Below are 25,830 nucleotides of genomic sequence, written 5' to 3' on the forward strand. Positions count from 1 at the left end.
CAACCAAATAATCGAACTGACTCGTACTCACTGGAACGCGAACGTTCTTATAAATAACTATCGACCCTACCATTTCGACCTCACCTAATCATAATTGCAATTAACGAAATCTAAATTCATAAATCAAATCTAACAATAACATTGCGAACCTCTTTCTCTCTTTCGGGGAACTCATCCCCAAAGGCTAGCAACGTCACCCTCAATGCATTTCGAAACGTCTGGGCGTCAAAGATACGTTCAGATGGCTCAATTCCGCTCACATCAAGATCAGCCCACACCTTGTACGTGCCAGGGTGATCTGTGCACGGGATATGGTCTATTTCCCATCCTGGATCGCCACCCAATCCCCCATTAGGCTGCAATATTGCAGCCAACCAATGATCCAGGGGTACTGACTGTGCGACCACCCATGTAAGAACCCAATAAAGTAGCCTTTCGGGTTCCTCGACTTCATGCGCATGCCCCCATTTCATTCCGCACCTCGTGTTGGATATGCGATAGCAACCGATGGCGGCGAACCCGGCGTCACTCTGGTGGGTACCTCGAGCTCATTGCTACGCTGAAATTCCCAAATTTGACGGGAGATCGGCCACGAAATTCGCTCTCGGACCATATTGCGGTGCCAATTCACGGATACTCTTCGACAGTGACGCTCTTTCAGCATCCGTCATTTTTTGCAATTCACTGCCAATTTGCTCCAGCAACTCCATTGATGCATCCGGATCAATGATACTCTCATCGGAATATTCCAAAAATATCGAAACATCGACAATTATTCTCGCGAAGTACTTATTTTCCATTTGACGGGACCACCTTTACAGTGATGTTGGTTATTCCGAGATTATCGAACATTTTTTGAGCGCGCGCAGCTTGCTGGTCATTTGGAACTTCCCACCTCCCAGTAAGTCCATTTTGCGCGAGCGCTTGTGACTGACGACTGGCCTGATCGTACGCCTTGTCCGTTGTCACAACGGACACCTTCCGATCGATCATCACGTTTCCATCGACGCCATCGAATTTCACTATCCGAGTTGATCCATCAGGCAAGGTCCGCTCCAACGCAGGAGCAAGGCCTGTCTGGGCCCCCGGGTCGGATCTAGCACCGGTAGCTGAATCATTGTAGTCACGTGCCGTTGAGCCCATCCCAGCATTTTCATTCACCCAAACCACCTTTCCATTTCCGGTATCGTTCTTGTCAGCTTGGTTTCGCCCGTTACCGTTATTGAAAATCGCGTTCGACGGTGGGGTGCGGTCGGTTGCGCCGAGCGCCGCGTTCGCGGCCTGACCCGCGACCGAATCTACCAGCGCCACGCTCGGGCCTGCCATCGGCGGCTCGCCGCCCTTCGAGCCCAAGACTGTGTTTATCCCATTCGCCACACCCTGAGAAATCAGTTGGGTCGGCGACTGCGACATCTTGTCCTGAGCATCACGCGTCATCAGCGTGCCGAATTGGCTGACGGCAGAGTCGACCGCGTTGCCGATCGCATTTCGGACACCTGTAATCGTATTCAATCCGCCAACGGCCGCTGCCGCCGCCTGATTGAGCAGCCCCTGAAGTCCCGCGATTGCCGCTCGGTCGTCCGGTTTTTGGGGGTCGTTGCCTGCATTGTAAAGCTCGACGTTCGATGCCATCGCCGCACCCGCACTGCCACCCACCAGTGCGCCACCGACCGTTGCCGCGACGTTCGCAGCGATGTTGCCGACCAGCGACGAGCCGGTCGTATCGCCCACCGATTTGCTGATCTTCTCGGCCTGTCCGGCCAGCAGTGACGACGTGCCGGCTCCCGCTGCGCCGCCGATCGCCGTGAGCGCACTACCGCCGCCGAGCCCGCCGATCAGCGCACCGCCAGTTGCTTGTAAGCCCGCGCGCGACGCACCGCCCTCATCCCAGCTCTTCGCCTGGTCGATGTACGACTGCATCGCAACGAGGTCGCCGCGCTCGTATGCGGCCTTGGCCGCGTCGATCGCATCCTTGCGCTTGCCATCAGCGTACAGCCCGATCCCCTGCGAAATCGTCTGACCGGCCGCCTGCGCCGCGTTCATCGTATCGGCCTGCTGCGACAGCGTTTTCTGAACGTCGGGCGTCTTCGAAACGGTTCCGTTCAGATTCGTCGTATCGCGGTTCAGGTTCGCAACGTCCTGCGTCTGCTCGCCCGGCTTCGTGATATTGATCGTGCCAGCGCTCACCGCACTCTTCGTCGTCGCGCTCTGGTCGCCGCTGTCGTTCTGGAACACCATCGGCGTGACGCCGCCCGAGCCCGATACCGACGACGGACCAACTGCCTTGTTGCTCGGCCCCACCGATGCACCCGCGCTGAAGCCCGCGCTGTTCGCGCTGTAGTGAGAGTGGTTCTCGATGTCGCTCGTCGTCAGAGTGCCGGTCGTCAGGCTGTTCTTCGAGGGATCGGCCGTACTACCGATATACGCGCCCTTCAGGTCGGTGTTGCCTTTCACGGTCACGTCGAACCCGCCAGCACCGGCCTGGATGCCCGCCTGCTCGTTCACGCCCGCATAGTTGCCGTCTGCATGGCCATTCTGCGCACTGAAACTCCCACCGACGCCGCCAGCCTGACTAATCGTGAAGCCACCGCCCGCGCTCGACTGATGCGCGGCGCTCACGGTCGTATCCTGCACGCTCACGACGTTCAGGTTGCCGCCCACGTCGGCCACGACCTTGTTCGCGTTCACATTCGCGCCGATCACGTTCGTGTCACCGCCACTCACGATGGTTGCGGTCTGGCTCGCGTTGATGTGCGTATTGTTCTGGATCGCCGCGTCCGAATTGCCGTCGCCATGCGCACGCTGCATCGACGCGGACACGCCAATGCCGTTCGTACCGATCGACACGCCGACGCTCGACCCCGACGACGAGTTCGAACTCTGCGTCTTGTCCGTATCGGTCGTGTTGATGAGATTGACCTGGTTGTTCGCGACCAACGCCACGTTGGCCGCGTTCACGTTCGAGCCCGCGATCGTGATGTTGCCGTCCCTCGGCGTACCGTTGCCCGTCGCAATCAGTTTCGTGGTTCCGCCCGCATTAATAATGGAACCCCGCTGAATCGTCTGATCTTCCGACGACTGCATCGAACTGTGGCTCGAACCGACGCTCACTTGCACACCGATGCTCGGGGCCTGCGGCCCCTTTGCACCGTTCAGCAGCGCTGCGCCGCCCATGCCGCCGAATGCCACATCGCCGGCCGCCGCGATGCTATGCAGTGCCGATGCGCGGCCGTTGCTGTCCTTCGCCGATTCGCGCGCGGCCTGCGTCTCGCTGATCGCATTGTTGATCGCATCGCCTACCGAGCCCGACAGGCCGACCGTCAGCCCGCTCTTGCTCGTCTGCTGCTGTTGCGCTTGATGTGTGGTGTCGGTGGCCGAATCGATCACAATGTTCGCGGCCGTCCCGGTTACATCCTTGCCCGCGACCAGATCGCTGCCTTTCACGTGCAGCGTATTGCCCGCGTTGACGGTCAGATTACCGTCGACCGAACCGACCGTGCTGGCGTTGTTCGTCACGCTGGACGATTGATTCTGCTGTGCGAGCTTGCTGTTGCCGACCGAGAACGACAGGCCGCCGCCCGACATCAGGCCCGAGTGCTGTTCCTGATAGGTGGTCGACGACTGGCTGGTGTTCTGCGAAGTCGTCACGTTCACGTCGTGCGCCGCGTTCAGCACCACATCGTGCGTGCCGACGACCGTACTGCCCTGAACATTGATGTCCTTGCCGCTGCCGATCGACACGCCATCCGCCGAAATCAGGCTGCCGCTCGCTACGGTGCTGGTCGCGTCCTGGCTGCTGGCGATTTTCGTGCCGCTCACGACGCCGCTGCGACTATGCGTCTCGCGCGAGTTGTACACGTGCGTTTCGGTGGCCGCCCCGACGTTCACATCGCCGGCGGCCAGCAAGTTCGCATCGCCTTTGTTCAAGTCGATCGTGCTGCCGATGACATTGATGTCCTTGCCCGACACCACATTGAGCGTATCGCCGCCCTTGACGGTTGTGCCCGTCAGCGCCTGGTCCGCCCCGTGGCGGGTCTCCGCATAGCTGCGATTCCCTTGATCGCCCGCGCTATTGGCGTTGATGGTCGACGTGGTGCTCGCAGCGCCAAAGGTCACGTTGCCCTTGGCCGCGACCGTGCCGCCCTGACCGAAGTTGAGTTGCGCACCCTGTGCCGTCAGGTCGCCGCCCACACCGATGGCCGACTTGCCGCCGACGTTCACGGTGCTGCCGGTCGCGCTGTTGAGGTCCGTATCCGACACCCCGTTCGCACGCTGTACGACCTTGTGTTCACCGGTCTGCTGCGCGCCGAGATTCCAGTTCCCGCCGATATTGGCGTTCAGGTTGCCGCCGACGTTCAGGTTGCCCGCGTTCTGCTGGAAGTCGCCACCGGTTTTGATCGACGCGTCGCCAGCCACGTTCAAGTTGGCGGCCGGCCCGAGCGTCGTCTTGTCGCTCGTCGCGCCGTCGCGGCTGACCTGGTGCGTGGTCTGCGTCGCGGTATCCAGAATCAGCTTGTTGCCTGCGTTCAGCTCGAGGCTGCCGGCCTTCACATTGGCCGACGTGAGATCTACGTTGCCCGTCGTATCGAGCGACATCAGCCCGCCGCTTTGCAGCGCGCCGAATGCGTTGTCGATCTGCTTACCTTGAAGCGCGAGCGTCGTGTCCGCCTTCACGGTGCCGCTGTTCGTGAAAACCTGCGTATTCTTCAAATCGATATTGCCGGCCGTGATCAGGGGGCCGTTCGCGTTCTGCTGATCGGCCTTCGCCAGATACACGACCGGTACCAATACCTGCTCGCCGCCGACCGTCTCGGTCTGCATGATGATCACGTTGGTCGTGAGCGCGGCCACCTGCTGCGCCGACAAGCTCATGCCGAGCGGCAAGTTCAGCGACTTCGACAATTCAGCACCCGCGAGCATCAGCGACTGATACATGCCCTGAAGGTCAGTATACGGCCCCAATACCGCCTTGCCCGTCAGTTGCGTGACCTGGTTGCGCACGAGCTGCTGCTCGTAGAACCCGTCACCGAGACGCTTTTCGGTCGTCAGCGGATTCACGCCGATCTGGTTCAGGTAATAGTCGCTCGACAGGAAATTGTTCATGCGAGTGAACGCGGGGTTCGTCTCGATGAGGTACGTCGGGTTCGGAGCCGGATTCGGCCGATACAGTCCGCCTTGCGGAATCGTCAGGTTGTTCAGCACATTGACGGCCGTCGCACTCGCGATCACCGGATCGACCCAGGCGGGCGTGCTGCCCTGCATCGCGGCCGACGACGATTTCGCGCCGTTCGCATTGCCGCTGATCGTGCCGATCGTCAACCCCGGCACGGCCTGACCGGGCAATAGCCCCAATGACGGAATCGTCGCGTTGGCTGCCGTGTTGTTCACGCTGACGCCATTGCCCGAGATCGTGCCGGTCGCCCCCCACGTGGAACGATAGTCGGGGAGACTGTATTGCCTCACGTCGGCCGGCGCTGCCTGCGTATAGCCGCCCGGCCCACCAACGAACGGCTTGTCGCCGAACGGCAACGTCCAGTTGTGTTCCGAATTGTCGTAGTTGTTGTAGTGGTAGTACCCGGAATACGTGACGGTCACGCCCGGCGCTTTCTGGCCGGATGCAGCCCAGCCGTCCATATCGAGGCTCACGGGCTGCTTGAGGTTGCCGACCGCCGTCACGCTGCTCCAGTAGTTCTGGAACGTCTTGACCGTGGACGCGTCGAGATCGCCCCCTGACGCGATCTGCGCGCCCGGGCTCAGATTCGTCACGGTGTTGGCAACCGCCTTGCCCTCATAGGTCGTGTACTGATAACCGCTGTTCCACTGACCGCCGTTCGGCGGTACCGTGAAGACGCCACCCGGCTGCAATTTGAGTGCGGCGATGATCGGAGCGGGATCGTAATCCGGGTAATTCGGATCGTGGAACAGGTTGATCCAGTGCACGTCCTGACCGCTACAGGCAGCGATGTAGTAGGCGGCACACCCCGACATGCTGATGCCGAGCTGTTGCAACAGGTCCGGATCGACCTGAGTCGTGTCGCCGGATGTCTGCATGACGCGACGCGTGTTCGTGACCTTATCGGCGTGCAATTCCATCGAGCTGCCCGATTGAATCATCGCCGATGAATTGTTGATCAACGCCGCGTTCGTATAGTTGCCGCTCGCATCCTTGCCACCGGCCAAAGCCACTTTGCCGAGCCCGAAGATCGTCGCGGTCGGCATCGAATCGCCCAGCGTCGTGTCATCGCGGTTTTCGATGTCGTGCGCGAGCATTTCCAACAGGCCCGACGTGTCCGATGCACCGATCAACGCGACCGGGCCTAGGTTCGACACCGTGCCGCTTGCCTGAATGGCCACGCTGCCGCCGACCATCGCGCCATAGTTCGTCAGGTCACCCGAATGTGTACTCAGCAAGCTACCGGCCGTGATCGCCCCCGTGTTGACGATATTGCCGGCGTTGACCGTCAGGTTGTTGACCGATTGCAGGTTCGCACTGTTCGTGAACGTGCCCGGCAACGTGAAAGTCAGATCGTGACCGATGTTGAACTGCGTCTGTGGCGTGGTCGTGAAGTTGCCTTGCAGGTTGATCGTCGCGTCGTGCGTCGCGCTGTATGCGCCGCCGCCAAGCAGCGTCGAAGCCGCTATCGTCAGGTCACGAGTCGAGCTGATCGAACCGTTGGCGTTCGAAATCGCGCCCGTCGTCGCGACATCCACGTCGCCGGTCGCGTTCGCGACGTTGCCTATTTGCGCGCCGGAATTGTCGACCGTATCGCCTTTGACATGGAGCGATCCGCCCATCAGCTGGCCGCCCTGCGTGTTCGAAATCGAACGCGCGCCGATCGTCACATCGCCTTGCCCCGTCATCTGCCCCATGCCGGCGACACCACCCACATGGCTGTTCACGATCTGGCCGCCGCCCTGCACGTTCATCGCGCCGCTGCCGAAGTCGTGCACCGCGCCATCCGTATTGTCGATCGACGCGGCCTGAATTGACAGCGTGCTGACGTCACCCGTCTGACCGGCTTCGATGTGCCCCTGCTGATTCGACAATGCGCCGCCGCTGATCAACGATAGATTTGCGTTCGAGCGCATCAGGCCCTGAGCGTTGTTCATCGCCCCGGCGATCGTGGTCGCCAGACCCAGTTTCGCCGCGATAACGCCGCTACCATTATCCAGACTACCGGCCTTCGCGATGGCCTGCCCGTTGGTGCCAATCGTACCGCCGATATTGTTCAAGGCGCCCGCGCCGTTGCCGGGCGTGAGGGTTAGCGTGCCGGTCCCGCCGTGCGTGATGGTGCCGTGCGAATTCTCCAAAACGGCCGGCGCAAGCGTCAGGTCCGTGCTGTTGGTCTGGATGACGCCGCCATTCGAATTGTCGAGCGTGCCGGAAATGGCAAGCGTGGTCGGTCCGCTCTGCCATTGCGAAATGCGGCCGCCCTGGTTTTTCAGGTTCGCGGCCGTCAGTGAGAGCTGATTGCTTTCGATGTCGCCATTCTGGCTGTTGTCCACCAGTCCGGCGACGGTTGCCGCGAGCGTGGGCGAAACGATTTTGCCGCCGAGGTTCGACAGCGAGCCGCTATGAATCGTCGTGGTCGCCGTCTTCGAACCAAGCTCGCCACCGTCGTTGACCAGTGCACCGCCCGCGGTCACGTCGACGTTCGCGTTCGACGTGAGCTTGCCGCTCATATTCGTGATCGAGTCGGCCGCATCGACGCTCAGGCCCGTTTGGCCGGAGGCGGAGCCGGCCGAGTTATCGATCGTCTTGCCCTGCAGGACGGTTCGGCCATTGCTGGCGATGGTGCCGGCTTTGTTGCTGACCGTACCCGAACCGTTGCCGACCGTCAGCGTGCCCGTGCCGACGTGCGTGATCGTGCCGCCGTTGTCGTTGATCAGGACGGCGGGCGTGAGCGACAGATCCGTGCTGCGCGTCTGGATCAAACCGTTGTTCGAGTTGTCGAGCGTGTCGGTAATCGCAACCGTCATTGGGCCGGTGCCGGTCTGCGTGACTGTCCCGCCGTGGTTCAACAGCGTTGCACCGTTAAGCGACACCTGCGTTGCGTTAACGCTGCCGAGACTGTTGTCGAGCGTCGTGCCATTCAGCACGGCGCTTTGTCCCTCGACCCGCCCGTTGGCATTCGCAAAACGATTGCCGGCGTCGACTGTCGCAGTCTGTCCCGCATGCAGGATACCGTTGCCGTTGTCGACGCTCTGGCCGATCACGTGCAGATTCGCGTCGGCCGACACCGAGCCGCTGTTCGTGACCATGTTGCCCTGTACGATCACATCACCCTTGCCGCCGATAACGCCGCCCGGATCGCCGCTCACGTTCGCACCGGCCGCGTTCGTAAGTGCGCCGGTTGCCGTCACCAATAGGCCGTCTGCGTTCAGGGAAATCAGCCGACCCGCGCTATTGTCGACCGATGTGCCAGCAATCGTTTGCTTGCCCGCGCTCTGAATCAGCCCGGCATTGTTCTGGATCGCACTCCCGCGAACGTCGGCCGTGCTTTGCGAACTCAGCATGCCGTTTTGGTTCGACACGGTGCCGGCCATCTGTACCGACAGCGGGCCTTGCGAATTGGCGCGGCCGCCCTGATTCGACAGGTTGCCGCCGCCGAGCGTCATGCCCGCGCCGCTGGATAGATTACCCCGGTCGTTGATGACCGTGCCGCTCGCCTGTGCGTTCACGGCGCCCTTGGCGCTGACGGTCGAGCCGGCCAGATTCGCATCGCCCGCCGTCGCAGTCAGCGCGAGGTTGCCGTTGGCGGCCGTTGCGCTGTTCGACAGATCGACACCGCTACCGGTGAAGGCTGCGTTGCCGCCCGCGCTGTTGGTGCCTGTTGCGCTCAGCTGTCCCGCGCTCGTCACGCTCAGATCGCCGCTCGGATCGACCGTGCTGTCGGCGTTGATGCCTGCACCAAGGGTACCCGTCGAGTTCAGGCTGCCGACGTTGGCCGTCAGGTTCTGCTGCGCCGTGAGTGCTCCAGTGTTGGTCAGGTCGGCCGCGCCCGTGTTGACCGTGACTGATTGCTTGCCATACGTAACGCCGCTGTTCTGGATGCCCCCCGCGGCCGACAGCGACATGTTGCCGGCCGCATTGGTGTGGCCCGAGAGCACGAGACGACCGTTTGCCTGCAGCGTCAGATCACCCGCCTGTGCCGCGATGTCGCCCGCGTTCGCAACACCGACTCCATTCTCGGAACTAACGAGAAACACCCTGTTCGCGTACATACCACCGAGCTGGCTAACATCGATCGCGATGGTGGGCGCTGCGCCGTTGCCTGCGATCGGCGTGGCGTTCAGCGTGTTGTAGTCGACCTGATTCGATCCAGCGACCACGTTCAGGTTCTTCGCGTAAGCCTTGGCGTTGATCTGTACGGCGCGGGCCAACAAATCCACCTGATCGACATTGGCCGTGTCGAGCCCCGCGCCGACAACCGAAATCAAGCCCTGGTTGACGCTGAAACCCGTGAGCGACCCGTCAGGCCCGAAGTTCGGATTGCCGGTTGTCAGCGTGGCTCTGCTCGTATTGATGAAGCCGCCACCATCGACGACCAAGCCGGCCTGATTCGCGATCACGAGCTGCGCGGCTGCGCCCCCGATCTCGACCTTGCCGCGAATGAAACTCGGGTTGTTGCTGTTGACTTGATTGACGATCAGACGTGCCGCGTCGCCCGCCTGGAAATTGGGATTACCACCGATAATGCCGCCCAGTTGAGTCTGGACGTTAACCGGGGAGTTGTTGAGAATAATCCCGGGCTTGGGTACGTCGAACTGGTTGTACGTGTTCATCGACACGCCCGACGAGCCGGGGCGATTGATGTTCACCTGTTGAAGTCCGTTCTGTGTCTGGATCACGGACGGCGCATGCGCGCCGCCCGCAACAACTTGGGCATTGGCCCATATCGGCATCACGCCGGCCGCAACCAGTACCGCGAGTGCCACCTGACGAAGCGCGAATCTTGCGAATGCGTGCGGCGAGCGAATGGCGAAACCAATTTCACCCCGCCCCGCGTTACCTGATGCACTTGCGGTTTCTTCCACCGCAACCAACATACCGCGCACACGGCTGAATACCAGCCGATAATGGTTTTTATTCATGATCTTGGTCTACTCGCGATTCGTCCGATCCGCTCTCACGGGCCTCGAACATCACACGGAATCTACTAGAACAGCGTCAACAAGTGTCAAGCGTTGTGGAGAAGCGACGAACCGGGGTCTCTACACACGCGTATTAGCGACAAGCGCGCCGATCGGCAATCTCAACCGCTCAATTCGGCTAGTCGCCAATATCGACGTATTGGCTATGCAATTCGCGCGAATATTACCTCCCCCACCATCTCAAGAATCCCTGACAGTATTGCGAGGTCGAATCGGAACACAACCGGCAATTAACTTTCTTTCAATCACACACGCCTTCTTGAACACAGCTAGCCAAGGCCGCTCCGCCGATGCATTCCCGCACCAGCACACTTCGCTCAGGAGTTTCCGTGATCACTGATCCCCCTAACTTCGTGCTGATCGGGCTGGGCATCGCGCTCCTCGCAATGTTCACGGTGAGTTTCTATTTGCTCGCCACCAGGGACCGGTCGATACGTAGACACGCTCCTGTCGCTCGCTCACCGGCTCTCGACACTTCCGTCCCAGGTTCCGCCGACGCCGACGAATTCGACGGTCAGGGAGTTGTACCCGCTCATTCTCGCCCACTTGACCGATCCAACCCGCACGACTTGACATGGGAGCATCCAATGTGCCGACCAAAAGCCTGTGGGGTTCACTGAAAATGGCACGCGTGCAAGGTCACTCGAATCGGCACGCTACCTGTAATCAGATCTCTTGTAACCACTTATAAGGATTACGTCATCGCGCGGATTTGATCCGTTCGACCGCCGTGCCCTCGACACGCCGCTCCCGCGGCCCTCGCGACAGCAACCACCGCGCCGCACCGTCGAGCGACGTGCACAGCACCAGATAGATCAGCCCGACGAACAGGAAGATCGGCGCCGGATACACCATCAGCCGGTTGTTCACCTGCGTCGCGACGAACGACAGTTCCGGCACGCCGACGATATACGCGAGCGACGTGTCCTTCACGAGCGCGACCCATTGGTTGACGAACGACGGCGTCATGATCCGGATCGCCTGCGGCAGCAGCACGTAGCGCACCGTCTGCCAGCGCGTGAGCCCGAGCGACAGTCCGGCCTGCCATTGCCCGTCGCCGGCCGCGACGATACCCGCATGCACCGCGTGCGCGAGATACGCGCCGCCGATCAGCGCCAGCGCGCACACGACCGTCGCGAGTCCCGGCACATCCATGTGCAGCAGCACGGGCATCAGGAAATACGTCCAGAAAATCAGCATCAGCACCGGAATCGCGCGGAAGAAGCCGATGAACGCGAGCAGCAGCACGCGCGCCGGGCCGCGCGCGAGCGCCATCGCGACACCGAGCACCACGCCAAGCACGGCCGACGCTATCGCGGACGCGAGCGCCAGCACCAGCGACAGCGCCGCGCCGCCGAGCTGGCCGTCCGGAAACGCGCCGACCAACAGATACCGCAGATTCGAGAGAAGCAGCGAAAGGTCCATCTTCAGCGCCCCGCCCCCAGCCGGTCGCGCCATTGCGTGGCCGCATACGCCCCGGCTTCGATCGCGGCCACCGCCGCGACGTACAGCAGCGTCGCGACGCCGAACGCGGCGAACGTCTTGAACGTCTCGGTCTCGACCTGCCGCGACGCATACGACAGCTCGGCCACGCCGATCGCCATCGCGAGCGACGAGTTCTTCACGAGATTCATGTATTGGCCGAACAGCGGCGGCAACGCGATGCGCACGGCCTGCGGCAGCACCACGTAACGTAGCGATTGCATCGGCGTGAGGCCGAGCGCGGCCGCCGCGTCGTGTTGCGCGCGCCGCACGCCGCGCAGGCCGGCTTCGCATTCCTCGGCGACGAACGCGGCCGTATAGGCGCTCAACCCGACCCAGCCCGCGACGAATTCGAACGACGGCCACGCAAGCGTGAACGGGCCGATGCTCAACGCGTGACGCGCGTTCAGCCACGCGATCCATGTATCGGGCAGCAGCGACGCGACGCCGAAATACCAGAACAGCAACTGCACGAGCAGCGGCGTGTTGCGGAACGTGACGACGTACGCGGCCGCCACCGTGCGCGGCGCCGTGCCGCGCGCATGCCGCATGACCGCGAGCAGCAGCCCGCCGGCGGTCGCTGCGACGGCCGATGCGGCCGCAAGGCCGAGCGTCAGCAGGAAGCCCTGCCAGAGCCAGGACAAATATTTGGGAGCCAACCCGAACATGCTGTAGAGCGCGCACGACGCGCGCGGTCGGATGAAAACAAAAAGCGCCGCGCGGTCGGTGTACCGGCCGATCGCGGCGCGCGTGCGGGACCTGTCAGGTCTTGTCGCCGATCCGGAAGATGCGCGTGAGCGGCGTCTTCGTCGTCGGCCCGAACCATGCGTCGTAGATCTGCGTGGCGCGGCCGCTTGCCTCGAGCCCCTTCAGCGTGTCGTTGACGAAGCCGAGCAGGCGCGTCTCGCCCTTCGGCACGCCGACACCCATGTAGTCGTTCGAGATCGTGAACGCCGGGATCTCGTAGTTCTGCTTGTCCGGCACGTTCGCGAGCAGGCCGATCAGCTTCGGGCCGTCCTGCGTGATCGCCTGCACGTTGCCCGCGCGCAGCGCGGCGAACGCGAACGGCGTGTCGTCATACGCCACGATCGTCGCTTTCGGGAATTTCTCGCGCAGCGTGATCTCGTTGGTCGTGCCCTTGTCGGCGCCGACGCGCAGCGCGTTCAGCTGGTCGGCCGATTTCAGTACGCCCTTCTTCGCGAGAAACTGCTGGCCCGACGAGAAATACGGGATGCTGAAGTCGACCTGCTTCGCGCGCTCGTCGGTGATCGTGAAGTTCGCGAGCACGAGGTCGACCTTGCCGGACGTCAGGAACGGAATGCGGTTCGCGGGATTGGTCGGTTGCAGTTGCAGCTTCACGCCGAGCTTGTCGGCGAGTGCCTTCGCGTAATCGACGTCGAGGCCGACGATGTGATTGCTTTTGCCGTCGACATAGCCAAATGGCGGGTTGCTGTCGAACGTTGCGACGCGCAGCACACCGGCCTTCTTGATGTCGTCGAGTCGGTCCGCATGCGCGACGGTGCCTGCGGTAATGAGCGCGGCTCCGACGAGCCACGTAGCGAGCGTGTGGAATTTCATGAGCACGACCTGATTTGTTATGAAGGCCGCCGCGGATCGCGCGGCGGCACGGTTCGACACACATCGCGACGGAGTGTGCCGTCGCGAAGCCGCTAACGTATCAGCGCACGCGGCGAATCCGAACCAACAAATGGTGCTTTGCTCTGCGAGTTTCGTAATGAGGCCGCATCGCGCGCCGCGATCACGGAAACGTGAACGAGAATTCCGCCCCGCCGCCCGCATAGCCGGGCGCCAGCTCGCCTTCTCCGCCGGTACGGATGTACTGCGCACGCAACGGCATCACCGCCATGTCGCCCGTGCGCCGCATCGGGTACTCGACGGCTGCGCCCGGCTCGCCGTACGCGATCCGCTCGCCGGTCAGCGCGTTCGTCATCACGATGTTGAACCCGCGTGCCACCGTCTGCCCGGCCGGCGCGCTCAGCTGCAGCAACGTCTTGTCCGGATTCGGCTTCGTGGCCTTGTCGCGGAAGCTGATCGCCGGCTTGGCCGACGCCGCGCATTGACTGAGCGCGATGTCGAAACTGACCGGCTTCGACGTCGCGTTCACGCTCGGAAAATTGCTGATCGAGAAATTGCCGAGCGTCACCGGCACGATCCAGTTCGATTGAATCTCGCAACGATTCGGCACATGGATTTCGCATTCGCTGCCGATGCACACGTTGCCGACGCCCGTATAGGTTTTCGGTAGCTTGCACAGGTTGGGCGGCACGGTCACCTCGGGCACAGTCACCGAGCCACCAATCGACGCGGCGCCTTTGGGCAAGTCAAGCGCGTAAATCGCGACGGTCGGATTGCCGGACAGGCTCTTGACGATCAGCTTGCCCTGCGGCAATTGCGAAGCCGGCTTGTCGAGCACCAGAAACTGCCGAAAGCGCATGATCATCGAGTCCGAACCGCCGCCGCCCGCGGAATTGAGGGCGAGCTTTGCCGTCGCCATCGGCTGCGGGCCTTGCCGCAGCGTGCGTTCGGTGCCATCGTCAGACACACCGGCCCATTTGAAGCCGATACCTTCGACGTTGGTTTGCGCGATGCCGTCCGGGACGACACTGCCTGGCAACCAATGGGCGGCAGTCACGAACTCGTGCGCCACCGGCGCCGTGCCGTACGTGAACTTCACGAAGATAGAAACGGTGCGCCCGTACAGGATCGCGTTTGGCGGCGTCGTACTCGTCAATGGCGTCCGCATTTGCCAGGGTGTCGCTTCGACGTTGCCGACACTGCAATCCAGCGCTGTCGTACCGTCGGCACCCTGCGCCGCGACATGCGTGCCGAATGCAAGAACCAGGTATCCCGCCATCGTCAGGCGTACGATCGCCCGGCCGATCCGCCAGGAGCTGCGCCATAGAATCGTCTTCATGCTGCTCTACCTTGGTATCGCCGACGGGCGCGCAGGTCGCCGCGCCCGCCGGCCGTTGCGTTACTCGATCACACCGAGATTGAGACCGGCGATCTTCTGCAGCGCAGCTTCACCGGACGCGATGCTGTTGCGAAAGATGCCACGGTTGATGCCGACGAGCCCGCCGAAAGTCTGCGTCGACGATCCGTTGACCCGGCCGTTCGCAGCGGAGCGTTCGACGAGTCCGGCGTTCATGCCGATCAAGCCGCCGAGCGTCGAGTAACTCCCCGCGTTGACCACGCCCGATGCCGACGCGTCGCGCACCGTGCCGAGGTTTTCGCCGGCAAAGCCGCCCACCGTGCTCGACGAACTGCCCGTCACGTTGCCGGTGGTCGACGCTGCCTCGATCGTGCCGGACGTCGTGTTGGCGCCGACGAAACCACCCACCGCCGCACCATAGCCGCCGTACACGGCGCCGCTCGCGTCGACGTTGCTCAGTTCAGCCGCGTTGCTGCCGACGAAGCCTCCCGTCTTGCTGTAGTTGCCGCCCGTCGTCTTGCCGCGCGCGACCGCATGCGCAATCCGCCCACCGAAGTGACTGCCGACGAAGCCGCCGTTGTTGCCCTGGCCGCCGTTCACCGCGCCATGCGCTTCCGCCATGTCGATGAATGCGTTCGCACCCAGGTTGATGCCGACGAAGCCGCCCGTCGAACCCGTCGATGCGCTCCACACGTCACCCAGCGCCTTGCTGTCGGTCACGATGCCCTGGTTCAGGCCGACGAAGCCGCCGATCGCTTGCGCGTACCGGCCGTCGACGGGGCCGCTCGCGCTCGACTTGACGATCTTGCCCGTATTGCTGCCCACGAGGCCGCCCGCCGTACCGCCCGAGCCGCCCGTCACCCGCCCGAGCGCGGCCGAGTCTTCGATCATGCCGAGCAGGTTCGCCCCCACGAGCCCGCCCACGTTCACGCCCGCGATGTTGGCGCCCGACGTGGTACCGCGGCTGGTCGACCTCAGAATGAGGCCATCCCGGTTCACACCGACGAGACCGCCGATCGATGCAAGATTCGATGCACCACCGGATACGGTCGCATTCGACTCGCTGTCCGATACGACACCTGAAAACCGGTCCACACGGTTCTCGCCGATCAGGCCGCCGACCGCATACGACATGCCGTTGCCCGCGACATAACCGCTAAACGACGCGCGGGATACTTCACCCTGGTTGATGCCGACCAGCCCGCCGAGCGCATTGCTGCGGTTGGCGCCTGCACTCACCTGCATGCTGGTCGCGGTCACGTTCGAAATCCTGCCGGCGTTTTCGCCGACCAGCCCGCCGATGGCCACCGGGCCGACGCCCGCCGCGGCATTGACGCGCAACGCGTTCAGCTTGAGGTTGGCAATCGTGCCGGTGTTGCGGCCGAACAGCCCCGCGTACGGGTCGCTGCTCGAAATGGCGAGGTTGCCGATCGTGTTGCCGAGGCCGTCGAACACACCGGCGAACGACGCGCCCGAACCGATGGTCCTGAACGCCGTGCCGTAGTAGGAACCGACGATGTCGTTGCCGAGCACGTACAGGCCGTCGAGATTCGCGTTGACCGCCTGCAACTGCTGCAGGTTCTGGACCACGGTATAGCGATAGCCGTTCGATTCGAAACCGGCCCCGGCGCCGGACAGCTTCACTGCCGCACCGCCGGTGAGCCATTGCGCCGCGCCGTAGTCGAGCGTCAGCAGCGCGTTCGCGCCGGTCAGCGCGATCGGCGCCGTGATCCGCACGTCCGTGCGTGCATCGATCGCAACACGTGCGTTCGCGCCGGTCGCGCGCAACGCGCCGTTGACCGACACGTCGCCCTGCCGGCTGGCCAGCGCCAGGCGGTTGGCGCTGGCCCACGTGATCGCCCCGTCGACCGAGGTCTGCCCGCGTTCGGCAACCAGCTCGACATCCGTCGTCGCGAGATTGCGCGACAGCGTGTCCGCCACGATCGTACCGGGCTGGTTCGCACCCGCCGTGACCGAGACGTCCGACGATGCGATGCGCCACGTGCCGGTCCGGCCGTTGGTCGCGCGCGTGTCGACCGTCGCGCCGAGCAACACCTTCACGTCGGCGCCGCGCGTCTCGACCGTACCGCCGTTGCCCGGCGTCGTCGCACTCGCGTTCAGCACGCCCGCGACGTTCACGGTGCCCGCATCGTGGCCGTCCAGCGAGATCCGGCCCGCGTTGTTCCTGAGCGTGCGTGCCTCGATGGTGCCTTGATTGTTCACCACCGTGCGCAGCACTGCATCGGCGGTCTTGGCGCTCATCAACACCTGTCCGCCGTCGGCTTTCAGCAACTGCTCGTTGCTCACCAGCGCGTCGAGGGTGCCCTTGTCAATCTGCACGTTGAGCAGCTTGCCGCCGTCGAAGTTCAGCGTGGCATCGCTGCCGGACGCCAGTGCGACGGTGCCCATCTGCGCCTGGACGATCCCCTTGTTGAACACGCGCGCACCCAGCAGCGCGATCGCGCCGCCTTCGCTCGCCACGATATTGCCGAAGTTCTGCACTTCGCTCGGAGTCTGGCCGGAGAACCGGAAGCGGCCGGCGTCGAAGTCTTCGTTCTTGATGTCCAGCGTCGTCGCGACCAGGCCGCCGACATTGATCTGTGCGCTCCTGCCGAACAGGATGCCGTTCGGATTGACGAGAAACACGCGGCCGTTCGCATCGATGCTGCCGTGGATCGCGCTGGCGTCCTGGCTGATGACGCGGTTCAACGCGATCGACGTCACGGACGGCTGGTTGAACGTGACACGCTGCCCCTTGTCGACGTTGAACGTCTGCCAGTCCAACACCAGCTTGTTGTCATGCTGGTTGATCGACATCTGCTGCCCGTTGTCGTAGCGAAGAATGTCGGCTTTCCCGGACACGATCTTCTCGCCCGCGGGTAGCGCATGCACGGGCATCGCCGCGCTGCCCGCGAGCCACGCCAGCACCGCGACGACGCCCGCGCGCGTGGTGGATTTGCCGCGCCGGCGTACGCGTTCGCCGGCGACCTGCCAGGCGCCTTGTCGGACGTTCCACACCAAAGCATAGGTCTTGTTCACTTTCGTTTTTCCCTTGTTATAGTCGAATCCCTGCCGATACTCCCCGGCAGGACGGGTCCTGCAAACATTGACGTGCCGCTCGACACGGCGGCACGGCCTGCGCCCGGTATTCGTGCGATGCGCCGCTCTCGTCGACGGCATCGAACACGATCGCGCCCGCGCCGATTTGCCTGTCGATCGGGATCTCGGCTCGCCCGAATGGCGCGACATCCACCGCGCCGTGTTTCAGCACGACAGGTTCGCCGTTCACCGACAGGCGCGTCAGCGTCACGTAGTAAGGCGTGGGATTGCTCGCGGCGATCGACGCTGCGGCCGGCGTGCCGTCGTGCGTCCATGCGAGCCGGCTCGGTGCGTCGTCGGGCTCGCCACGAAGCCCGGGCGGCCGAACCAGCAGCTTCATCCTGAACCGGTAGGCGATGCGCAGCACGGGCTCGCCGGTCGGCGCGGCGGGCGGGACTTCGAGCAGGTTGATCCAGAAACAGGACTCGCGGTCCGAGGCAAGCCCGCCGCCGACGGCCTGCACGCGGATCGACAGCGGTTGCCCGGGATCGAGCCGCGCAAGGGGCGGTGCGACGACGAACGGCACGCGCAGCCGGCTCGGGTCGGCATTCGAGTCGCCGTCGTCCAGCCACGCCTGCACGAGAATGGGCGCGCTGCCGCTGTTGCGGGCGAGGATCGTCAGCGCACGCGCATCGGCCGGATAAACGAACCGCGTGCCGACGACGGTAAGCGACGCGTCGCACCGGGGCGTGCCGACGCTCGCGACGCTGGCCAGCACCGCCGCTCGCACGATGCGGCCGGCAACCCATTGCCGGCACCCACGACGCGACGACAGGCGCGCGAGCGGAACGAAGCGAAAGCGTGAACGATCCATCGTGCTAGCGCCCCCCGGCCCGCTCGGCCCGCGGCCCGAGCGCGTTCGGCGTCAGCGTCGCCGCGCGGCAGGCGCCCGTCAGCATCACGTAGCCCGTCCCCGAGCGCTGTTCAGCAGGTACCGCGTAATCGATCACGCACTGCTGGTCGGCACGCGTCCCCCACTCGACGCGAATCTGGCCATCGTCCGCGGCACTGCGTACGAACAGTCGGCTGCCCTGCCCGACCACGCCGAGCGCAGCGCCGCTGCGTGCGTCGAGCGCACGCGCGGCGAAGGGCAGCGGCCGCCCGTCGTCGGTCTGCGCGTCGATCAGCAATGCACGCGCCTTCAGCGTGTCGTAAGACAGCATGACGACCGAGCCCGAGCGCGGCGCGACGCTGCGCGAGACGGTCTTCAACTCGACGTCCTCCGCGATGTCCTTCGGATCGATGTCGATCTTGTTCAGCTGATACGGAATGAGGCTCGGCACGACCGCATAGCCGAAGCGGTCGACGCGAGCACTCGTGTTCGCGACGAGTGCACCGCGTGCGTGCGGCACGTGCACGACGCCGATGGTCTCGCTCAACGTGGGCGCCGGTGTCAGGCCGCCCGGATGCAACACGAGGCCGCCCGTCGCGTTCGCCGACGCCTGCTGATAGTCGCGCCCGATGCCCAGGTTCGCCGACACGGACACGGCCGGCCGCTGATAGCCGATGCCGAAACTGCCCGACGATCCGCGGTTGTTGCCGTCGTAGCTCGACGCCACCGAGTACGAACCGTCGCCGCGCTCGCCGAAGCGGCCTGCCACGCTGGCCGTGGCGCTCGTGCCGGCGCTGCTGTCATGCGTGACGAGCGAGCTGAAGATCGGCGCGCGCCGCGAATTGCGCCCCAACGGAATCGATACGTTCAGGCTGACGAGCGTACTGCCTGACCCGCCGTCGAACGACGGCTCCCGTCCGGACAGGTTGCGCACGCGCTGCACCGACGCGGTCACCGTGGCGTCACGCCATTGCGTGCTGTAGCCAAGCGTGAAGCTGACCGTCTGCCCGCCGCCCGCCCAGTAGCTGAGCGCCGACCCGTTCGCATAAACGCTGCCCGCTCGCCCGATCTGCTGGCTCACGTTGAGATCGACCCGATCGCGCAACCGCGCAAACGCGGCCGCCCCTGCGCCCTGATCACCCCGACCGTTCAGCAGCATCGCATCGCGCAGGCCGAGATAGCCTTTCGTCGAGTAGCGATACGCGAGCAACGAGAAGTTCGTCCCGCTGTTCGGCAGGTTCTTGCTGTACGACACGCGGATACTCGAACCGGTCAGGCGCTCACTGCCACGCGGCTGCGTGCGCGCGACCGTGATATCGGCCGCGAAGCCGCCGATCGACGTATTGAGCGCAACGCCCGTCAGCACGGATTGGTAACGGCTCGCAAACGCGCCGCCGCCGTATGCCGTCACTGCGTTGCTGACACCGCGCTGCACGGTAAACTGGCCGACGTACTGTCGGCCGATATCGTCGCCCAGTTCGATCGCCTGCCCCGCCATCACGCTGAACCGCGTGCTGCCCGGACGCAGCAGTTGCACCGTCGTCGCGAATGGCACCACGAAGCTGCGCGTCTCGCCGTTGGCTTCCGTTACCGTCACGTTCAGGTCGCCGCCATAGCTCATCGCCTGCAGGTTGTCGATCGCGAACGGCCCGGGCGCGACGGTCGTCTCGTGCACCAGATAGCCGCGCTGGTAGATCGACACCTTGGCGTTGGACTGTGCAACGCCGCGCACGACCGGCGCATAGTAGCGCTGCTCGTCGGGCAACATGCGATCGTCGCTGGCGAGCTGTACGCCGCGGAACGACACGGCATCGAACATCGCGCCGCTGGTCGAGCTCTCGCCCGCCAGCAACTGCGCGTGCCACGCGGGCAGATCGGTTTGCGCGTACACGTAGCCGCGTTGATAGCGGGCGCCGCCGCGCTGCGACCAGGTCAGGTTGCCGTTATGACGAATCCGGACCGGACCCGCACTCGCCGCCATCGACATGCCCGTGTAGAACTGCGAAAACTCGTACCCGCCGGAACGCGTCGTAAACGCGCTCGCGTTGTAGTTCAGCCATGCGGCCGGCACACCGTTCGTCCAGTTCGAAGGGTCAACGTACGTGCTCTGGTTCGCGAGCCGCATATAGAACTGCGGCGCCGTCAGATACAACCGTTGCTCGGCCGCATCGAACGACAGCGCGCCGCCGGGTACGTAGCGGGACAGCGCATCGCAGATCGTCCCCTCGGGCATCGGATTCGACGGCTCGCTGCCGTCCTGGCCGCGCGCGCTTCGCTCCAGATCGATGCCTGCCCGCTGCAGCAGCGTGCGATCGTAGCAAGGCAGCACATCACCGCGCTCATCGGGGCGGAACGTGATGTCTTCCACGCCACGCCACTGACCATTGACGATCAGATCGGCCCGATGCAGTCCGGGCACGACCGCATTCGGATGTGCGAACGGCGTCGTATCGATCGGCTCGCTGCCCGCGCCGTGCATCAGCATCGAATCGTCGAAATGCGTGGCGCCCCCCGCCGACAGGCGCGGCGCCACGCCCGCGGTCGAGCGGCGCGCATCCTCCCGCGCGGCGGCGTCGACCGTATCCGCCGTGGCGGCGAAGCCATTCGTCCCGGACGCCATCGCGACCGATGCGAACACGGATGCGGCGGCCAGCAGACAAGGACGCTGCGGAAGCCGCGGTGCGCATGAAGATTGAAAACCCGCCGAACTAAGCATGAGGATACAATTGTTTAGCATACCGAATCTAGCTTATGACCCGGCGTGCTGTGTCGTGCCTTCTGGATGTGTTGCGTGAACCGGTTGCTCAGTCGGTCAGTTTTTTAGTTATGGTGCTGCGGCCGCCGTAGTCGTCGATCGCCATGTACCGCACGGCCGTCGGGCGCTGCGAACGCGCGGTGGTGCCGGGCAACGGGAAGCGCTGCGTATCGAACGGTGCGACCATCCCGCCGCCGGCCGGGATGAAGGCTCCCCCGACGTCGCCCTCGACCATGCCGAACGACACGTAATACGGCGTCGGATTGGAAACCTCGAGCGATATCGGTTGTCCGCCCGCGTGAGCCGCGTCGGCCGACACCTTCCAGACCAGCTTGTCCACTGCGGTATCGACGTCGTTCCCAAGCGCCGTGGGGCGGTAGAACAATTTGATGCGGGTCCGGAACGCAAAGCGCAGGCGATTGTCCGTGTCCTGCTGCACCGCCGGCACCTCGAGCACGTTCAGCCAGAACACCGATTCGCGGTCGGCCGGCAGTTGTGCCTGCATGTTCGTGATGCGCAGCACGGCATTTCGCCCGGCTTCGACGCGCGCCAGCGTCGGCTCAACCACGAACGGCGTGCGCATCTGCTCGGGCGGCACGTCGGCACGGCCGTCGTCGATCCAGCTCTGCGCGAGTACCGGTTCGGTACCGGCGTTTTTCATCCGGACCGTCACATCGCGAGCACGCTCGGGAAAAATCACCCGGGTACCGTCCAGCAGCAGCGCTGCCTGTGCCAGCGTGGCACAGGCAGCCCACGCCACGACCCCGGCCAGGGCTTGCAAACGAACGGAGCGAATGGACAGGTTCATGACGTGGAACAGGGATGGCATCGATCAGTGATAGGCGAGCACGTAGCGGATGAACGAGTTGCCCGAACCCGTCTTGATGGCAGCCGGCGCGGCCGTCGACACGTACTGCGCCGCATAGGACAGGGTGGCGGTGTTGTTCGCGACGGTCGCGACCTGGGCGTCCGCGATGTTTTGCGGCTGGCCGAGCATGATCTTGCCGTTCTTGCCGTTCCCTGCGTCCATGATCTGGATTTCGACGCCTTCCGCCGGCTTGGTGCCGACGAGTTTGAGGTTGCCGGTCACCGGATTGATGTTGATCGACCGCTGATCGAATTCGACCAGGACCTTCGTGCCGTTGGTACAACCCGCATTGCCGCCGATGTTCAGGTTGAACGTGACGGGATTCGAAGTCTTGCCGATTTCGGTGAACGTGTCCGTGCCGATCCGGTCGCCGAGTTGCACTTCCTTGCGATTGCCGGCACCCGGCGCTGCACCGTCGATGTTGCAGGTGACGTCGGAGATGCTGCCGTAGAACGCAAGCTCGCCGTCGAATGCCTGGGAGACCGACGGCATGAGCGCAGCACTCGTGATACCTGCGGCGACGCAACCCCGAAGCAGATTCATCTTCATCGTTGAATTCCTTTAAAAATTGACGTTTTCTCGGAACAGCCCGTTCGAAGCCGCGGCATTCGATCCTTTTTGCCGATTACCCGCAGCACGAACCGGGTCGCCTCACCCCGGAATGGAAAAATAGTTTCGGCCGGAAATTTGACGACCGGCAAATTTTATTAATTAAAATAATTTTTCGATATCGTACGAGTATGAAATATTCGCCCAATTTATCGAAACATGAGGAATTCGCATGAGCGCGACGATCCAACGCCGGCGCACCGATGCAGGCTTCGCAAGTACTCACGGTGCTTCGACCAATGGCCGCCATCGGAGCGAAGTTTCGAGAAGCGGTCCAATCGGCATCCTTCATTCCGAATGAAATACGATCCGAAATAATCTATCGCCCGCTCCAAATTAATGACGCATCGCTTCGGTCTTACGATGAAGTCTTATTGAAATTGAATTGGATTTAGTACAAATCTCATAGGCGTACGTCGCACGCCAATCTTCAGCCAATAATTGATCGGGAATATCGCGGACCGGCAACTGGATTACGCCTTCCGTACCGATTCGTCATGGCGGACGACAGACTTTTCCGCTGTCGCATCGATATACGTGTCGTCATGGACTCGTCCGATGTGCGTCATTCCGGTTTGGCACCGCCCCCGCCCGCGTACCGTCGGGCGGCTACGAACGCAGCGCGCAAAAAAAACGCCCGCTGCAAGCAGCGGGCGCGAATCCCAGTCAAGGAGGTGTCACACGAACTACAGGCCCAGATTAAGGAATTCGGCCGTCACGGACAACGAATCGATTTCAATATCGATATGACGGGACACGCTCACGCCGGCACTTCGCGGGTCGAGCAGTGGATGCCGCCGCCGCCCGCGGCGATGCCGTCGACGTTCAGCTGGATGATCTCGCGCCCCGGAAACAGGTCGACGAGCGTGTCGCGCGTATTGCGGTCGGCGCGGCTGTCGCCGAATTGCGGCGCGATCACCGCACGATTGCACACGTAGAAGTTGATATAGCCGGCCGCGAATTCGTCGTTCTCGTATTGATGCCGAACGGACTTCGGGCCCGGCAGCACGACGACCTTCAACGGGCGGCCCTTCGCATCGGTGGATTTCCGCAGGATCTCCAGATGCTGCCGCGTCACCGCGTGATCGTACGACGACGGATCGGTATCGAGTCCGGCCACCACGACACCCGGGCTCGTGAAGCGCGCATAGAAATCGGTATGCCCGTCGGTGATGTCCTTGCCCGCGATGCCCGGCAGCCAGATGATCTTCTTCAACCCGAGCAGCCGGCTCAACTCCGCCTCGCACTGGGCCAGGCTAACACCCGGATTGCGGTTCGGATTGAGCACGCAGCTGCGGGTGACGATCGCCGTGCCCTCGCCGTCCACCTCGATGCCGCCGCCTTCGAGCACCAGCCGTGTGTCGACCAGCCGCGCCCCGGCGCGCTCCGCCACGAACGGCGCGACTTCCGCGTCATGGTCGTGCTCCTGCTTGTTGCCCCAGCCGTTGAAATTGAAGCTCACGCCACCGAGCTGGCCCGACGCGTTCTTCACGAATACGGGCCCCGTGTCGCGCATCCACAGATCGTCGACCGGGCGCTGGACGAGCTCGACCGATGAACCGCACAGCCGCGACGCGATCGCATAGTCCTGCTCGCGCACCAGCATCTTGAGCGGCTCGTGCGCGGCGATCGCCTTCGCGATCGCGGCCAGGTTCGCGCGCGCGACGGGCAACAGCCGCGCGCCCCAGATGTCCTCGCTCGGGCCGAACGCCATCCAGGTCGCCGTATGCGGCGCCCCCTCGTCCGGCATGTGCCAGGTTGCGCCCTGCTGCGCGTGCGCGGCGCGGCCGAGCAACCCGCCCAGCGCGCCGGCGGCCAGCGCCGCCCCCGATACGGACAGGCCGCGCTTCAACAGTTGACGTCTCGTTGTCATGGCATTCCTCTTTCGCTTGCCGGTTGCTTCGTTTGCTTCGTTTGCTTCGGTGGTTTCAATCGTTCGGTGACTTCGTGATGCGCGGTCACGGCCGCGCCGTCTTGAAGCCGAGCCAGGTCCGGCCTTCCAGACGCATCGCCGCCGGCGATTCGGCGATCGGCGTGAACAGCGTACGCCGCGTCGCCTCGTCCGGATAAATGCCCGGATTGCGTACCAGCGCCGGGTCCATCAGCTTCAGCGCGCCCTGGTTCGCATTCGCATAGCGCGTCGAATTCGAGATCTTCGCGATCACGTCCGGGCGCAGGATGTAGTTGATGAACGCATGCGCGTTGTCCGGATGCTTCGCGGAGGCCGGAATGACCATCGCGTCGAACCACATCAGGGTGCCGATCCGCGGAATGTCGTACACGACGTCGCGTTTCGGATCGCGCGCCTTCGCCTTCTGCGCGGCCAGGCTGATCGCGCCGGAGAAGCCGACCGTCACGCACAGCTCGCCGTCGATCAGTTCGTTGGCATCGGACGAATTGACGAACTCGCGGATGAACGGCCGGATCTTCATCAGCATCGCCTGCGCGGCCGCATAGTCCTGCGCGGACGGATGCATCGGATCGCGGCCGATGTAGCGCAACGCCAGCGGGAGCACGGTGCTCGCGGAATCCTGGAGCCCCAGCCCGCATTTCGCGGCGACGCGCGCCGCGATCTCCGGCTTGAACAGCAGGTCGAGGCTGTCGGCCGGCATGTCCTTGCCGAGGATCGCGCGCACCCTGGCGCGGTCGTAGCCGACGCCCACGGTGCCCCACATGTACGGCACGCCGTACTGGTTGCCCGGATCGGATTGCGCCATCTGCTTCACGAGCGACGGATCGAGATACTTCAGGTTCGGCAGGCGGTTCCTGTCGAGCTTGCGAAACACGCCGGCCTGGATCTGCTTGGCCATGAAGTCGTTGGTCGGCCACACGAGGTCGTAGCCGCTGTTGCCGGTCAGCAGCTTCGACTGCAGCGTCTCGTCGCTGTCGTACGCGTCGTAGCGCACCTTGATGCCGGTTTCCTTCTCGAAGCCGGCCAACGTATCCGGCGCGAAGTAACTGCTCCAGTTGTACAGGTTCAGCACCTTCTCTTCGTCGGCGCGAGCCGTGCCGGCCAGCACGCACAGCGCGAGGCCCGGCACCGCGAAGCGCAACCCGCCTTTCCGTTTCATCGCGCG

General features: G+C 63.6%; 14 protein-coding genes. All 14 read right to left on the minus strand.

The window, feature by feature from the left end:
- Nucleotides 1–116 precede the first annotated feature (116 nt).
- Nucleotides 117–473 (minus strand): hypothetical protein, encoded by a 357-nt coding sequence (locus tag C5O79_RS07705; protein ID WP_131931306.1) that lies wholly within the window; start codon nt 471–473, stop codon nt 117–119.
- A gap of 81 nt (nt 474–554) precedes the next feature.
- Nucleotides 555–800, minus strand: a complete 246-nt coding sequence (locus tag C5O79_RS07710; protein ID WP_122473890.1) for a hypothetical protein — start codon at nt 798–800, stop codon at nt 555–557.
- The gene (locus C5O79_RS07715) at nt 790–10,095 is read right to left on the minus strand and encodes a hemagglutinin repeat-containing protein (protein ID WP_240687903.1); all 9,306 of its coding nucleotides are present in this window, start codon (nt 10,093–10,095) and stop codon (nt 790–792) included. Before C5O79_RS07715 ends, C5O79_RS07710 begins: the two co-directional genes overlap by 11 nt.
- Before the next feature lie 759 nt (nt 10,096–10,854).
- Nucleotides 10,855–11,580, minus strand: coding sequence for an amino acid ABC transporter permease (locus C5O79_RS07720; protein ID WP_122474534.1), 726 nt, complete (start codon nt 11,578–11,580; stop codon nt 10,855–10,857).
- Between the two features lie 2 nt (nt 11,581–11,582).
- Nucleotides 11,583–12,305, minus strand: a complete 723-nt coding sequence (locus C5O79_RS07725) for an amino acid ABC transporter permease (RefSeq protein ID WP_046545663.1) — start codon at nt 12,303–12,305, stop codon at nt 11,583–11,585.
- Nucleotides 12,306–12,399: 94 nt separating this feature from the next.
- The gene (locus C5O79_RS07730) at nt 12,400–13,215 is read right to left on the minus strand and encodes an ABC transporter substrate-binding protein (RefSeq protein WP_046545662.1); all 816 of its coding nucleotides are present in this window, start codon (nt 13,213–13,215) and stop codon (nt 12,400–12,402) included.
- Nucleotides 13,216–13,396: 181 nt separating this feature from the next.
- Nucleotides 13,397–14,572, minus strand: coding sequence for a fimbrial protein (locus C5O79_RS07735; RefSeq protein ID WP_122473889.1), 1,176 nt, complete (start codon nt 14,570–14,572; stop codon nt 13,397–13,399).
- Between the two features lie 60 nt (nt 14,573–14,632).
- The gene (locus C5O79_RS07740; RefSeq protein ID WP_122473888.1) at nt 14,633–17,629 is read right to left on the minus strand and encodes a GLUG motif-containing protein; all 2,997 of its coding nucleotides are present in this window, start codon (nt 17,627–17,629) and stop codon (nt 14,633–14,635) included.
- A 16-nt stretch (nt 17,630–17,645) separates the two neighbouring features.
- Nucleotides 17,646–18,503 (minus strand): fimbria/pilus periplasmic chaperone, encoded by an 858-nt coding sequence (locus C5O79_RS07745; RefSeq protein WP_122473887.1) that lies wholly within the window; start codon nt 18,501–18,503, stop codon nt 17,646–17,648.
- A 4-nt stretch (nt 18,504–18,507) separates the two neighbouring features.
- Complete coding sequence (locus tag C5O79_RS07750) at nt 18,508–21,141, minus strand: fimbria/pilus outer membrane usher protein (protein ID WP_240687904.1); 2,634 nt, start codon at nt 21,139–21,141, stop codon at nt 18,508–18,510.
- Nucleotides 21,142–21,325: 184 nt separating this feature from the next.
- Entirely contained in the window at nt 21,326–22,084 is a 759-nt protein-coding gene (locus C5O79_RS07755) for a fimbria/pilus periplasmic chaperone (RefSeq protein WP_046545658.1), read from the minus strand.
- Between the two features lie 24 nt (nt 22,085–22,108).
- Entirely contained in the window at nt 22,109–22,636 is a 528-nt protein-coding gene (locus C5O79_RS07760; protein ID WP_235441934.1) for a fimbrial protein, read from the minus strand.
- Nucleotides 22,637–23,513: 877 nt separating this feature from the next.
- Entirely contained in the window at nt 23,514–24,626 is a 1,113-nt protein-coding gene (locus C5O79_RS07765) for an agmatine deiminase family protein (RefSeq protein ID WP_122473885.1), read from the minus strand.
- A gap of 85 nt (nt 24,627–24,711) precedes the next feature.
- Nucleotides 24,712–25,824: a polyamine ABC transporter substrate-binding protein gene (locus C5O79_RS07770; protein ID WP_122473884.1), complete on the minus strand. Its 1,113-nt coding sequence runs from the start codon at nt 25,822–25,824 to the stop codon at nt 24,712–24,714.
- Nucleotides 25,825–25,830: the final 6 nt, after the last annotated feature.

It is taken from the genome of Burkholderia sp. SRS-25, from assembly GCF_004343765.1.
In the GTDB taxonomy this organism is placed as follows: Bacteria; Pseudomonadota; Gammaproteobacteria; order Burkholderiales; family Burkholderiaceae; genus Burkholderia; species Burkholderia contaminans.

Excerpts from the sequence above, each read along its gene's own strand:
- C5O79_RS07705 (WP_131931306.1), bottom strand. The coding sequence starts at position 473 with ATGAAATGGGGGCATGCGCATGAAGTCGAGGAACCCGAAAGGCTACTT.
- C5O79_RS07760 (WP_235441934.1), bottom strand. The coding sequence starts at position 22,636 with ATGCCGTCGGTCTCCCAGGCATTCGACGGCGAGCTTGCGTTCTACGGC.
- C5O79_RS07770 (WP_122473884.1), bottom strand. The coding sequence starts at position 25,824 with ATGAAACGGAAAGGCGGGTTGCGCTTCGCGGTGCCGGGCCTCGCGCTG.
- C5O79_RS07730 (WP_046545662.1), bottom strand. The coding sequence starts at position 13,215 with ATGAAATTCCACACGCTCGCTACGTGGCTCGTCGGAGCCGCGCTCATT.
- C5O79_RS07720 (WP_122474534.1), bottom strand. The coding sequence starts at position 11,580 with ATGGACCTTTCGCTGCTTCTCTCGAATCTGCGGTATCTGTTGGTCGGC.
- C5O79_RS07715 (WP_240687903.1), bottom strand. The coding sequence starts at position 10,095 with ATGAATAAAAACCATTATCGGCTGGTATTCAGCCGTGTGCGCGGTATG.
- C5O79_RS07755 (WP_046545658.1), bottom strand. The coding sequence starts at position 22,084 with ATGAACCTGTCCATTCGCTCCGTTCGTTTGCAAGCCCTGGCCGGGGTC.
- C5O79_RS07710 (WP_122473890.1), bottom strand. The coding sequence starts at position 800 with ATGGAAAATAAGTACTTCGCGAGAATAATTGTCGATGTTTCGATATTT.
- C5O79_RS07750 (WP_240687904.1), bottom strand. The coding sequence starts at position 21,141 with ATGGCGTCCGGGACGAATGGCTTCGCCGCCACGGCGGATACGGTCGAC.
- C5O79_RS07725 (WP_046545663.1), bottom strand. The coding sequence starts at position 12,305 with ATGTTCGGGTTGGCTCCCAAATATTTGTCCTGGCTCTGGCAGGGCTTC.
- C5O79_RS07745 (WP_122473887.1), bottom strand. The coding sequence starts at position 18,503 with ATGGATCGTTCACGCTTTCGCTTCGTTCCGCTCGCGCGCCTGTCGTCG.
- C5O79_RS07735 (WP_122473889.1), bottom strand. The coding sequence starts at position 14,572 with ATGAAGACGATTCTATGGCGCAGCTCCTGGCGGATCGGCCGGGCGATC.
- C5O79_RS07765 (WP_122473885.1), bottom strand. The coding sequence starts at position 24,626 with ATGACAACGAGACGTCAACTGTTGAAGCGCGGCCTGTCCGTATCGGGG.